We start from the raw sequence: 11,145 nt of genomic DNA, 5'->3' as shown, positions 1-11,145 counted from the left end.
TTGTTAAAGAGCAGTGAGTTAGGCGCTTTCGCTTGCTAACTCGAGGTGGCGTATATTACGCTTTCCTCTTTCAGAGTCAACCCTAATTTTCAGGATTTTTTCTCTTTCTTCCCGGCCGCCGTGTGAAGTGAATCACTTGCGCCGTGTCGATGGAGGCGCATTATAGGGATCCGAGTTTTTTGCACAACCCCTTTTTTGATCTTTTCTTTCCGTTTGCACACTTTTCAGCCCTTCCGGGTGGATCTTGTGCGATCAGGGCCATTTTCCGCAGGATCCGGCGCTGCGATTGGTTGTAATTCCATCGCCAGGGTCTAGTATTGCCGGTAAATATGATCCCGACGTGAGGCAAGCACCATGTCCGATGCAGTACGTTCTTATCTTCAATACACCCCCAAACTCGGTCAGCGCGTCTTGATCGATCCTTCCAGCGTCGTCATCGGCGACGTCGATCTGGCGGATGACGTCAGCATCTGGCCGCTGGTCGCCATTCGCGGCGACGTCAATGCGGTAAAGATCGGCGCACGCAGCAATATTCAGGACGGCAGCGTGCTGCATGTGACTCACCGCTCCGAACATAACCCCGACGGTTATCCCCTGTTAATTGGCGAAGACGTTACCGTGGGCCATAAAGCGATGCTGCACGGCTGCGCCATCGGCAACCGGGTGCTGGTCGGGATGGGATCGATCCTGTTGGACGGCGTAGTTGTAGAAGACGACGTGATGATTGGCGCCGGCAGTTTGGTGGCGCCGGGCAAACGCCTGGCCAGCGGCTATCTTTATATGGGTAGCCCGGCACGCCAGGTTCGGCCGTTGACCGCCGCCGAGTTGGAGGGATTGCTTTATTCTTCTAACAACTATGTACGCTGGAAAGATGAATACCTGTCGGAAGACATCTGATGGGCGCCCCGTTCCCTATAAAGAGAACGGGGTAGGATTTATGCCGCCAGCTCGCTGCGCAGCTGGCGCAAGACTGGTTCTATCTCTGGCATTACTCCGTGCCACAGCAGGAAAGCATGCGCCGCCTGCCCCACCAGCATACCCAGCCCATCGGCGTATTCCGTTGCGCCCTGCTGCTGCGCCCAGGCCAGAAATGGCGTAACGCCTTGCTGATAGAACATGTCATAGCAACAGGTTTGCGCATTCACCACGCCTGCAGGCAACGCCGGGATCTCCCCGCTGATGCCGGACGCCGTCGCATTGATCACCAGATCGAACGCTTGCTGATCCAGTTGATCCATCGGCGCCGCCGAGATCTCCCCCAGATGCCGGAAAGCGTCGGCCAACTCTTGGGCCCGGCTGAAAGTGCGGTTGGTGATCGTGAGCCGGCAGCCGAAAGACAGCAGCGGCAGGATCACGCCGCGCGCCGCGCCGCCGGCACCCACCAGCAGAATGCGATCCTGCGGCCGGATCAATTGCTGACGCTGCAGATCGGTCAGCAAACCGATGCCGTCGGTGTTGTCCCCCAATAGACCGCCATTCGGCAATACCTTCAGGGTGTTGACCGCACCGGCCATCGCCGCGCGCTCACTCAGTTCAGAGGCGGCCGAATAAGCTCGCTCCTTGAAAGGCACCGTGACGTTCGCCCCCTGCCCTCCGGCGCGGATAAACGCCTGCAAGCTGGTTTCAAAACCGTCCAGCGGCGCCAGCACTGTTCCATAAGGATGCTCTATGCCAGTCTGGGCAGCGAATAGCGCATGAATTCGCGGCGACTTGCTGTGGCCGATAGGGTTGCCAAATACCGCAAACTTCTCCATGCTCATTTCCTCTAGCCCTGACGGATCTGTTCGCCGGTCAGAGCATCTCTGATTTCGGAAGGGTTAAGACGGCCGCCTACCTTGCCGGCCAATACCGGGAAAGCCTCGCCGAATTGCCGTGTGACCTCATCCGCACTGCGACACGGTTCCAGCCCACTGAGATTGGCGCTGGTCGACACCAGCGGCTTGCCATACTGCCGGCACAGCAACTGCACCAGCGGATGATCGCTGACGCGCACCGCCAGTGAACTGAAACGTCCGGTCAACAAACGCGGCGTCTCCGGCCGAGCGGGCAAAACCCAGGTTACCGGCCCAGGCCAGCTGGCGAACATCGTCGCGCGCTGCTGTTCGCTGAGCGTACTGTCGTCAATATAAGGCTTAAGCTGCGCATAGTCGGCGGCGATCAAAATCAGCCCCTTTTCCCACGGCCGCTGTTTCAGAGCCAGCAATGCATTGACCGCCTGCTCGCTGTCGGGATCGCAACCCAGGCCGAATACCGCTTCGGTGGGATACGCAATCACCTGCTGTTGATGCAAAGCATCGATGATAGATAAAAGGTTCGGGCTTAATTCTGAATTCATGATGTGATTATTCTGTAGTCGCGACGGGTTTTCCGCACAGCTTGCTGGCACAGCACAGGACGGGGCCTTTTGCCGTGCGCTTTTCCATCAGCAGCGGATAATGGCAATAAGCGCATTCACCAGCGACGGGTTTAACGTTGAGAGCGAACTGGCATTCCGGGTAACGATCGCAGGAGTGAAAAACCTTGCCGTAACGCGACTTGCGCTGCAGCAGTTTGCCTTGGCCGCACTGCGGACAGGTAATGGCGGTTTCATCAGGCTTGTCGATCACTTCTGTGTGATCGCACTGCGGATAATCGCTGCAGCCGATAAACATGCCGTAGCGCCCCTGGCGCAGCACCAACGTCGCCTGACACTTCGGGCACGGTTGCCCATCCAACACCTTAACGACATGCCCATCGGCCTGTGCTTTCAGCGGACGAATATATTGGCATTCAGGGTACTGGGAACAGCCGAGGAAAGGGCCGTGGCGACCGCTACGGATCACCAGCTCGGCCCCGCATTCCGGACAGGGTTCATTTTGCCTGGCGGCAAAAATCGCGTTTTTTGTCATAACGTCTTCTATGCGCGTTATCGGCTCAATGCAGATAACCTTCGTTCACTTCAAACAACAGCTCTTCCATTTGCTGATAGGCGCTTTCATATCCGGGGATATTAAACAGCACCATCAACACGACCCATTTCAGATCTTCGAGATCGAATTCCGCATTATCCAAAGCCATAACGCGGTCGATAACCATTTCACGGGTTTCGAGGTTCAATACCTGAATCTGTTCCAGGAACAGGAGAAAACCACGGCAGCCGGCGTCCAAACGCGCGTTTTCCTCTTCGGTATAGATCCGCATCGCCAGCGGATCGGCATCCATAAAGTAAGGCGCATTTTGACCTTCTTGCAGGTCGGCCAACTTCTCAAGCCAATTCAACGCGTTGTAGATATCATCCTGATGAAACCCCGCCTGGGCGAGATCATCGGTCAGTTGATCCTGATCGACGCGCATCTCTGGTTCATTGTGGATATAAGTTTCAAACAAGTACATGAGTACGTCGAACATGGCTTGCCCTCCTTATTCGGACATAGCCGCCGGGTACAGCTGCGATCCACCCTGCTAACTCCAGCTCGAGTAACTTGATTACCACCACTGGCACAGGTTGGCCGGCACGTTCAGCGACGACGTCAACAGGTGTCACCTCATCTCCTACGTTAGCCAACACATCGGCAAATGGCAATTCAACTTCAGCCTGCGACGCACAAATAGTTGTATTTTCGTTCAGTGGCAACCATTGAAGGCCGCTTCCCAGCAATTCGGCGATATCTTTCGGCCCAGTGACCAGATGCGCGCCCTGTTGGATCAGCCAGTGCGTGCCTTCGCTCATCGGGTTCCCTAACGGCCCCGGCAAGGCGAATACCTCACGCCCTTGCTCCAGCGCATAGCGAGCCGTCACCAGGGTACCGCTGCGCAACGAGGCTTCTATGACCAGAACGCCCTGGCTCAGCCCGCTGATAATGCGGTTGCGGCGCGGAAAATGGTCGGCCAGGGGCAAATCGGTGACCAAATGATCTGAAATCACCGCACCGCCCTGCTCGACTATCTGCTCTGCGAGCCTGTGGTGCCGCCGCGGGTAGACATTGGCCAGCCCGCAGCCCAACACCGCTATCGTGCAACCACCGGCCGCCAGCGCTGCGCGATGGCAAATGCCGTCGATGCCGATCGCCAAACCACTGGTGATGGTGAAACCGCAACGCGCCAATTCCTCGGCGAAATGGTTAGCCCAGCGCTCGCCGTAGTGGCTGAACTGCCGGCTGCCAACCATGGCAAGTTGCGGGCGCAACAGCGCCTGAGGATCTCCATCGATCAGCAGGAACAGCGGCGCATCGTCGATCTGAGCCAGGCATTCGGGATAGCCGGCCGCTGCATAGTTCAGCATACGGTGCGCCGGCACTTCCAGCCAACGCAAGGTGGCCGCCAGATAACCGGGATCCGTCTGGTTGAACTGTGCCCGTTGCCGTTCATTCAATCCCAGTTCACGCAACGCGCGGCGAGGCTCGCCACCCATTTGCGATAACTGCCGCACGATCCGGCTGGCCACGACGGTCTGCAGCCCCGTAACCCCCCGCATCCGTAAAGCGATCTCTTCCGGCCGCATCCTCTGTTCCCTCAGCAAAAACGGTGGTATTACCAATCTGAGCAATTGGTGCGCAATGCTGTCAATCAGGCCGGGAAATGTCTAGAATAGAGGTTAAACCTCGTTCATTACTCGGATACAGATCTAAAGATATATGTCAGTCTTGCAGGTATTACATTTCCCAGACGAGCGTCTGCGCAAAGTTGCAGCGCCGGTAAAAGAAGTCAATGCAGATATCCAGCGCATCGTGGATGATATGTTTGAAACCATGTACGCAGAGGAAGGCATCGGCCTTGCTGCGACTCAGGTGGATATCCATCAGCGCATTATCGTGATCGACGTCTCCGAGAATCGCGATCAGCGCCTGGTGCTGATCAATCCGGAGCTGCTGGAAAAAAGCGGCGAAACCGGCATCGAGGAAGGCTGTCTTTCCATTCCCGAGCAGCGTGCATTGGTACCACGCGCCGCGCAGGTGAAGATCCGCGCGCTGGATCGCGAAGGCAAATCTTTCGAGCTGGAAGCGGACGATCTGCTGGCGATCTGCATCCAGCACGAGATGGATCACCTGATGGGTAAACTGTTCGTCGATTACCTGTCGCCGCTGAAGCGCCAGCGCATTCGTCAGAAACTGGAAAAAATGGCCAAGCTCCAAGCCCGCGCCTAACCGATCAGGAAATCAACGTGTCTGACTCTTTACGGATTATTTTCGCCGGAACACCAGACTTCGCAGCGCGTCATCTTGACGCGCTGTTGTCATCTGAGCACCAGATTGTCGGCGTTTTTACCCAGCCCGACCGCCCGGCTGGCCGCGGCAACAAGTTGACGCCAAGCCCGGTAAAAGTGCTGGCTGAACAACACCAACTGCCGGTATTTCAGCCAAAATCGCTGCGCCCGGAAGAGAACCAGCGCCTGGTGGCCGATCTTAACGCCGACGTGATGGTGGTTGTTGCCTACGGGTTGATCCTGCCGCAAGCGGTGCTGGATATGCCGCGTCTCGGTTGCATCAACGTACACGGTTCGCTGCTGCCTCGCTGGCGCGGCGCGGCACCGATCCAGCGTTCGCTCTGGGCCGGCGACAGCGAAACCGGCGTGACCATCATGCAGATGGACGCCGGCCTCGATACCGGCGACATGATGCACAAGATCGCCTGCCCAATTGAGAGCAACGACACCAGCGCCAGTCTCTACGGCAAACTGGCCCAGCTCGGCCCGCAGGGCATGCTGACGACGCTGCGCCAAATGGCCGACGGCAGCGCCACCCGCGAAGTACAGGACGAAGCATTGGTCACTTACGCCGAGAAGCTGAGCAAAGAAGAAGCTCGCCTGGACTGGAACCTGTCCGCTGCACAACTGGAGCGCTGCATCCGCGCCTTCAACCCTTGGCCGATCAGCTACTTCACCATCGACGATCAACCGGTAAAAGTGTGGCAGGCCAGCGTGCTGGCGCAAAGCGCCAACGCGGAGCCGGGCACCGTTGTCCATGCCGACAAACACGGCATTCAGGTGGCGACCGCCGACGGCATCCTCAATCTGATCCAACTGCAGCCCGCCGGCAAGAAACCGATGTCGGCGCAGGACCTGTTAAATTCACGTCGTGAATGGTTTACCCCGGGTAACCGGCTGTAAGTCACCCCACTGCCCGGCCGTTCATCGCCGGGCCGTTATTTTCTTAATGCCGATCGTTATCAGCTTCAGCCTATGAAAAATAATTACAATCTCCGCAGCATCGCTGCCAAAGCCATCGGCCAGGTGCTGGATCAGGGGCAGTCGCTCAGCACTGTCCTGCCGGCGCTGCAAACCTCCATCAGCGACAAAGATCGCGGGTTGCTGCAGGAGCTGTGTTTCGGCACGTTACGCGTGCTGCCGCAGCTCGAATGGTGCATTCAGCAATTGATGGCCAAGCCGCTGACCGGTAAGCAGCGTACGCTGCACTACTTGCTGATGGTCGGCCTGTATCAGCTGCTGTATACCCGCATCCCGGCGCACGCCGTGCTGGCGGAAACCGTGGAAGGTGCGGTAGCGCTGAAACGCCCGCAGTTAAAAGGCCTGATTAACGGCGTCTTGCGGCAATTCCAGCGCCAGCAGGAAGAGCTGTTGCAACGCGCCGCCAACAATGACAGCCGCTATCTGCATCCCAGCTGGTTACTGAAACGCATTCAACAGGCTTATCCCGCCAACTGGGAACAGATCGTCGACGCCAATAACCAGAAGCCGCCGATGTGGCTGCGCGTCAACCGCCTGCATCACACCCGTGACGCTTATCTGCAGCTGCTGAACGACGCCGGCATCGCCGCGGAAACTCATTCAGACTATGCCGATGCACTGCGTTTGCTGGCGCCTTGCGCCGTGACCGATCTGCCAGGATTCGCCAAAGGCTGGGTCACCGTGCAAGATGCCTCAGCCCAGGGGTGTGTCGATCTGTTGGATCCGCAAGACGGCGAACAGATCCTCGATCTGTGCGCCGCACCCGGCGGCAAAACCACGCATATTTTGGAAGCGGCGCCGAAAGCACACGTCATGGCGGTCGATATCGACGAACAGCGCCTGGCGCGAGTCAAAGAGAACCTGCAGCGTCTGCGTTTGCACGCAGAGGTTAAACTGGGCGATGGCCGCACTCCGCAGCAGTGGTGCGGGGACAAGCAGTTCGACCGCATCCTGCTGGACGCGCCTTGTTCCGCCACCGGTGTGATCCGCCGTCATCCCGACATCAAATGGCTGCGCCGCGATCGCGACATCGCCGAACTCGCCGCACTGCAGGCAGAAATTCTGGAAGCCGTCTGGCCGCATCTAAAATCAGGCGGAGTGATGGTTTACGCCACCTGTTCTATCCTGCCGGATGAAAACAGCAACCAGATCGCCGCATTCTTGCAACGCCACGCCGATGCCAAGCTGGTTGAAACCGGCGATGCGCAGCGGCCAGGGCGACAGAATATCCCGCATCCCGAGGATGGCGATGGCTTCTTTTACGCTAAGCTGATTAAAATGTAATGCTTCAGGGCGTGCGTGCGCGCCCTAAGTCTTTCAGTGTGAAGCAGAGAACACGATGAAAATAATTATTCTTGGTGCCGGTCAGGTTGGCGGGACGCTGGCGGAAAACCTGGTGGGTGAAAACAACGATATCACCGTCGTCGATACCGATTCCGGCCGCTTGCGTCAGCTGCAGGATAAATTCGATTTGCGGGTGGTTCAGGGGCATGGTTCCCACCCTCGGGTGCTGCGCGAAGCCGGCGCAGAAGACGCCGACATGCTGGTCGCCGTCACCAACTCCGACGAAACCAACATGATCGCCTGCCAGATCGCCTATTCTCTGTTTAATACCCCTAACCGTATCGCCCGTATCCGCGCACCGGAATACATCCGCGAGTCGGAGAAACTGTTCCTGCCGGAAGCGGTGCCAATCGACCATCTGATTTCGCCGGAGCAGCTGGTCATCGACTATATCTACAAGCTGATTGAATACCCTGGCGCGCTGCAGGTGGTCAACTTTGCCGAAGGCAAGGTCAGCATCGCCGCGGTTAAAGCCTATTACGGCGGCCCGCTGGTCGGCAATGCGCTCTCTTCAATGCGCGAGCACATGCCGCATATCGATACCCGCGTCGCCGCCATATTCCGCCAGGATCGTCCGATCCGTCCGCAGGGCTCGACCATTATCGAAGCCGGCGATGAAGTGTTCTTCGTCGCCGCCTCACAGCATATCCGCGCGGTGATGAGCGAACTGCAGCGGCTGGAAAAACCCTATAAGCGCATCATGATCGTCGGCGGCGGCAACGTCGGCGCCGGCCTGGCCGCCAAGCTGGAAAAAGACTACAACGTCAAACTGATCGAGCGGAATCAGCAACGCGCCGCCGAACTGGCCGAGCAGCTGCACGACACCATTGTATTCTACGGCGATGCCTCCGATCAGGAGCTGCTGGCCGAAGAGCACGTCGAGCAGGTGGATGTTTTCATCGCCATCACCAACGACGATGAGGCCAACATCATGTCCGCCATGCTGGCCAAGCGCATGGGCGCCAAGAAGGTGATGGTATTGATCCAGCGCCGCGCCTATGTCGATCTGGTGCAAGGCAGCGTGATCGATATTGCCATTTCCCCGCAGCAGGCAACCATCTCCGCGCTGCTTGGGCATGTGCGCAAAGCGGATATCGTCAGCGTCTCGTCACTGCGCCGCGGCGTGGCAGAAGCGATCGAAGCGATTGCCCACGGCGATGAAAGCACATCTAAAGTGGTCGGCCGCATCGTGGAAGACATCAAGCTGCCACCGGGTACCACCATCGGTGCGATCGTGCGTGGCGACGACGTGATCATCGCCAACGGCAACAGCAAAATCGAACAGGGCGATCACGTCATCATGTTTATTACCGACAAGAAATTCGTGCCGGACGTTGAACGCTTGTTCCAACCGAGCCCGTTCTTCTTGTAGAACGAATTTATTAGGCGATGGTCTATAATTGCGTAGTTGTTCTCTGCCTTGGGAGGAGATAAAACTTCTCTCCATTTGTGGCAAAGGGAAATTGCTTTGTTAAACTTGAGTTATTAATTCTGCAAGGGGTGCGTTCTATGAGTATGTTGAAAGAGTTTCGCGAATTTGCCATGCGCGGCAACGTGGTCGATCTGGCCGTCGGTGTGATTATCGGTGCTGCATTCGGCAAGATTGTTTCGTCCTTCGTGGCCGATATCATCATGCCACCGTTGGGCTTACTGATTGGCGGCGTCGATTTTAAACAGTTCCATCTGGTGTTACGTGAAGCTCAGGGCGCCGTACCGGCGGTGGTAATGAACTATGGTTCATTCATCCAGACCGTATTTGACTTTGTGATTGTCGCCTTCGCTATCTTCCTGGCGATTAAACTGATGAACAAGGTGCGCCGCAAGCAGGAAGAAGCGCCAGCAGCGCCGCCAGAACCAACCGCAGAAGCGAAACTGCTGACGGAAATCCGTGATTTGCTGAGCCAGCAACAGCAGCCAAAACTGTAAAACAGCATTAAGTTATGCCAATAAAAAGCCACCGATGAAGGTGGCTTTTTTAATGCCTTAAAACCAGAAGGCCAGTGGTAAATTATCGTTTGATAGTTTGCCACTGGCCTCCCAGTTACCGCCTTTGTTGTGTTTTTCTTTACGCCGATAGCTGCCTTTGCCTTTCACATTCTTTTCCACTCGTTGGCGGAATAGCGGGTCATGCAGCAGCGCCTCAATGGCGTTATCTTGAATCTGGCCTTTAGTGTGACGATATTTCGTCATGATAATGCTCCTGTAAAAGGTAGGGTAATAAAACGAGCCGATAATACTGCCGGCAATATAAAAATTAAAGTGCCGTCAGCAATCTTTTTTACCTTTATCATCGCTGGCACCCTGTTCCAAGGCTTCCAGAATAGAACAATAGTTGCTGGTATGGGCAGTGCCGCAGCAGGCGTCACTCAGGCGTTTCAACGATTCGCGCATGCGAGTCAGCTCCGCCAACTTGCTTTCCACTTCACTCAGGCGAGCATCGACGATCGACTTCGATTCCTGGCAGGTATGATGTTCAGGATCAACTCGGATCGACAGCAGTTCGGCGATCGTTTCCAGAGTAAAGCCCAACTGTTTGGCATAGCGAATAAAACGCAGCCGCTGCAGGTCCTGCTCCGTATACAGCCGATAACCGCCTTCGGTGCGGACATTGTGATCCATCATGCCCTGCTTTTCATAGTAACGCACGGTATCCGGCGTCACTTCGGCGAGCTTGGCCAACTGACCTATCTTGAACATTACCGCTCCTCTCGGGTGAACTTGCCATCAAGCGCGCGCTGATATTCGCCATGCAAGAAATCGGTGCTCATCCCAGCCTGACGCAGCCGGTGCTCCAGCAGTGCCATGCGCTTGCTGAGATCGACATAGTCCGGATGTTCGCTATTAATCTCTTGCAGCAAGCGAGCAACGGTCAACGCCTCTTTACGATCTTCCAGCGCCGGCGGCAGGTAACCGGCATTTTTCAGCAAACGGTAACCGGCGCGTAGCTCGGGCGGCACCGCGCTGTCATCTTCCAGCGCCAGCGGCTGCCCCTGGCCAGGCAGGTTGTCGAACTCGCCTTTATCCTGAGCATCAAGGATATGACGCTCCGCCCATTGATCAAGCAACCCCATGACAGACAGCCTCGGTTAGCCTAATGAATAAGCCTTAGCATAGCGGATAGGGGCGGGGATCTTAAGCACTGCAGGGGGATTGCGCACATTTGGCTGGGTTTGGACGTAAAAAAACCGGGCAAGCCCGGTTTTTTTACGCGTCTACAGATTACTCTGCAGTTGCTACTTCTGCTTGAGACTCAGCACGATCAACCAGCTCGATGTATGCCATCGGCGCGTTGTCGCCTGCGCGGAAGCCACACTTCAGAATGCGAGTGTAACCACCGGCACGGCTCGCGAAACGCGGGCCCAGCTCGTTAAACAGTTTTGCCACGATCTCGTTATCACGAGTACGGGCGAATGCCAGACGACGATTAGCTACGCTGTCGGTCTTGGCAAGAGTAATCAGCGGCTCAACAACGCGACGCAGCTCTTTTGCTTTTGGCAGGGTCGTCTTGATGATCTCATGACGAACCAAAGAGCCGGCCATGTTACGGAACATAGCCTGGCGATGGCTGCTGTTACGGTTCAGTTGACGACCACTCTTACGATGGCGCATGACCTTATCCTTCTCAGTAAAACCTTAAC

15 protein-coding genes are annotated in these 11,145 nt (G+C 56.6%); 6 read left to right on the top strand and 9 right to left on the bottom strand.

What is annotated here, in order from left to right:
- Window positions 1-354: 354 nt before the first annotated feature.
- Window positions 355-897 carry a gamma carbonic anhydrase family protein gene (locus ACJ8OK_RS24095; RefSeq protein ID WP_004929699.1) on the top strand — a complete coding sequence of 181 codons (543 nt, stop codon included), beginning with the start codon at window positions 355-357 and terminating at the stop codon, window positions 895-897.
- A gap of 38 nt (window positions 898-935) precedes the next feature.
- Here the strand turns inward: ACJ8OK_RS24095 and aroE are convergent, their stop codons facing one another.
- Genes aroE through dprA form a run of 5 tightly spaced genes read right to left on the bottom strand, consistent with a single transcriptional unit; the run spans window position 936 to window position 4,480 of the window.
- Entirely contained in the window at window positions 936-1,754 is an 819-nt protein-coding gene (gene aroE / locus ACJ8OK_RS24090) for a shikimate dehydrogenase (RefSeq protein WP_442531156.1), read from the bottom strand.
- An 11-nt stretch (window positions 1,755-1,765) separates the two neighbouring features.
- On the bottom strand, window positions 1,766-2,335 hold the full coding sequence (tsaC, locus tag ACJ8OK_RS24085) for an L-threonylcarbamoyladenylate synthase type 1 TsaC (RefSeq protein ID WP_016930312.1): 570 nt from the start codon (window positions 2,333-2,335) through the stop codon (window positions 1,766-1,768).
- Between the two features lie 7 nt (window positions 2,336-2,342).
- Window positions 2,343-2,888 (bottom strand): DNA topoisomerase family protein, encoded by a 546-nt coding sequence (locus ACJ8OK_RS24080; RefSeq protein WP_033631947.1) that lies wholly within the window; start codon window positions 2,886-2,888, stop codon window positions 2,343-2,345.
- A 25-nt stretch (window positions 2,889-2,913) separates the two neighbouring features.
- The gene (gene smg / locus ACJ8OK_RS24075; RefSeq protein WP_033631946.1) at window positions 2,914-3,387 is read right to left on the bottom strand and encodes a DUF494 family protein Smg; all 474 of its coding nucleotides are present in this window, start codon (window positions 3,385-3,387) and stop codon (window positions 2,914-2,916) included.
- Window positions 3,359-4,480, bottom strand: coding sequence for a DNA-protecting protein DprA (gene dprA / locus ACJ8OK_RS24070; RefSeq protein WP_021505263.1), 1,122 nt, complete (start codon window positions 4,478-4,480; stop codon window positions 3,359-3,361). Before dprA ends, smg begins: the two co-directional genes overlap by 29 nt.
- Before the next feature lie 133 nt (window positions 4,481-4,613).
- On the opposite strand from dprA, the gene def reads away from it, so the two are divergent.
- The 5 genes from def to mscL all read left to right on the top strand — a co-directional run bounded on the left by def (window position 4,614) and on the right by mscL (window position 9,433).
- Window positions 4,614-5,123 carry a peptide deformylase gene (def, locus tag ACJ8OK_RS24065; RefSeq protein WP_004929710.1) on the top strand — a complete coding sequence of 170 codons (510 nt, stop codon included), beginning with the start codon at window positions 4,614-4,616 and terminating at the stop codon, window positions 5,121-5,123.
- A gap of 17 nt (window positions 5,124-5,140) precedes the next feature.
- On the top strand, window positions 5,141-6,085 hold the full coding sequence (gene fmt, locus ACJ8OK_RS24060) for a methionyl-tRNA formyltransferase (protein WP_004929712.1): 945 nt from the start codon (window positions 5,141-5,143) through the stop codon (window positions 6,083-6,085).
- A gap of 72 nt (window positions 6,086-6,157) precedes the next feature.
- Window positions 6,158-7,447 carry a 16S rRNA (cytosine(967)-C(5))-methyltransferase RsmB gene (rsmB, locus tag ACJ8OK_RS24055; RefSeq protein ID WP_261441210.1) on the top strand — a complete coding sequence of 430 codons (1,290 nt, stop codon included), beginning with the start codon at window positions 6,158-6,160 and terminating at the stop codon, window positions 7,445-7,447.
- A 55-nt stretch (window positions 7,448-7,502) separates the two neighbouring features.
- A complete protein-coding gene (trkA, locus tag ACJ8OK_RS24050; RefSeq protein WP_004929716.1) occupies window positions 7,503-8,879 on the top strand; it encodes a Trk system potassium transporter TrkA in 1,377 nt (458 codons plus the stop codon).
- Between the two features lie 137 nt (window positions 8,880-9,016).
- Window positions 9,017-9,433, top strand: coding sequence for a large-conductance mechanosensitive channel protein MscL (gene mscL / locus ACJ8OK_RS24045; RefSeq protein ID WP_261441209.1), 417 nt, complete (start codon window positions 9,017-9,019; stop codon window positions 9,431-9,433).
- 57 nt (window positions 9,434-9,490) lie between these two features.
- On the opposite strand, the gene ACJ8OK_RS24040 is transcribed toward mscL, so the two are convergent.
- The 4 genes from ACJ8OK_RS24040 to rplQ form a co-directional block, all read right to left on the bottom strand.
- A complete protein-coding gene (locus tag ACJ8OK_RS24040; protein WP_004929720.1) occupies window positions 9,491-9,697 on the bottom strand; it encodes an alternative ribosome-rescue factor A in 207 nt (68 codons plus the stop codon).
- 75 nt (window positions 9,698-9,772) lie between these two features.
- Window positions 9,773-10,204 (bottom strand): Zn(2+)-responsive transcriptional regulator, encoded by a 432-nt coding sequence (gene zntR, locus ACJ8OK_RS24035; protein WP_004929722.1) that lies wholly within the window; start codon window positions 10,202-10,204, stop codon window positions 9,773-9,775.
- Window positions 10,204-10,578, bottom strand: a complete 375-nt coding sequence (locus ACJ8OK_RS24030; protein ID WP_004929724.1) for a DUF1992 domain-containing protein — start codon at window positions 10,576-10,578, stop codon at window positions 10,204-10,206. The genes zntR and ACJ8OK_RS24030 overlap by 1 nt, the downstream gene beginning before the upstream one ends.
- Before the next feature lie 148 nt (window positions 10,579-10,726).
- A complete protein-coding gene (rplQ, locus tag ACJ8OK_RS24025; RefSeq protein WP_004929726.1) occupies window positions 10,727-11,116 on the bottom strand; it encodes a 50S ribosomal protein L17 in 390 nt (129 codons plus the stop codon).
- Between the last annotated feature and the right edge of the window lie 29 nt (window positions 11,117-11,145).

Origin of the sequence: Serratia sp. CY71090, from assembly GCF_052166845.1 — a bacterium.
GTDB lineage: Bacteria > Pseudomonadota > Gammaproteobacteria > Enterobacterales > Enterobacteriaceae > Serratia > Serratia nematodiphila.
Note: the sequence above shows the minus strand (reverse complement) of the source record. Positions and strands in the feature narration are given on the sequence as shown.

What these genes read in the sequence shown, in the direction of transcription:
- ACJ8OK_RS24095 (WP_004929699.1), top strand. Translation starts at nt 355, where the DNA reads ATGTCCGATGCAGTACGTTCTTATCTTCAATACACCCCCAAACTCGGT.
- aroE (WP_442531156.1), bottom strand. Translation starts at nt 1,754, where the DNA reads ATGGAGAAGTTTGCGGTATTTGGCAACCCTATCGGCCACAGCAAGTCG.
- tsaC (WP_016930312.1), bottom strand. Translation starts at nt 2,335, where the DNA reads ATGAATTCAGAATTAAGCCCGAACCTTTTATCTATCATCGATGCTTTG.
- ACJ8OK_RS24080 (WP_033631947.1), bottom strand. Translation starts at nt 2,888, where the DNA reads ATGACAAAAAACGCGATTTTTGCCGCCAGGCAAAATGAACCCTGTCCG.
- smg (WP_033631946.1), bottom strand. Translation starts at nt 3,387, where the DNA reads ATGTTCGACGTACTCATGTACTTGTTTGAAACTTATATCCACAATGAA.
- dprA (WP_021505263.1), bottom strand. Translation starts at nt 4,480, where the DNA reads ATGCGGCCGGAAGAGATCGCTTTACGGATGCGGGGGGTTACGGGGCTG.
- def (WP_004929710.1), top strand. Translation starts at nt 4,614, where the DNA reads ATGTCAGTCTTGCAGGTATTACATTTCCCAGACGAGCGTCTGCGCAAA.
- rsmB (WP_261441210.1), top strand. Translation starts at nt 6,158, where the DNA reads ATGAAAAATAATTACAATCTCCGCAGCATCGCTGCCAAAGCCATCGGC.
- trkA (WP_004929716.1), top strand. Translation starts at nt 7,503, where the DNA reads ATGAAAATAATTATTCTTGGTGCCGGTCAGGTTGGCGGGACGCTGGCG.
- mscL (WP_261441209.1), top strand. Translation starts at nt 9,017, where the DNA reads ATGAGTATGTTGAAAGAGTTTCGCGAATTTGCCATGCGCGGCAACGTG.
- ACJ8OK_RS24040 (WP_004929720.1), bottom strand. Translation starts at nt 9,697, where the DNA reads ATGACGAAATATCGTCACACTAAAGGCCAGATTCAAGATAACGCCATT.
- zntR (WP_004929722.1), bottom strand. Translation starts at nt 10,204, where the DNA reads ATGTTCAAGATAGGTCAGTTGGCCAAGCTCGCCGAAGTGACGCCGGAT.
- ACJ8OK_RS24030 (WP_004929724.1), bottom strand. Translation starts at nt 10,578, where the DNA reads ATGGGGTTGCTTGATCAATGGGCGGAGCGTCATATCCTTGATGCTCAG.
- rplQ (WP_004929726.1), bottom strand. Translation starts at nt 11,116, where the DNA reads ATGCGCCATCGTAAGAGTGGTCGTCAACTGAACCGTAACAGCAGCCAT.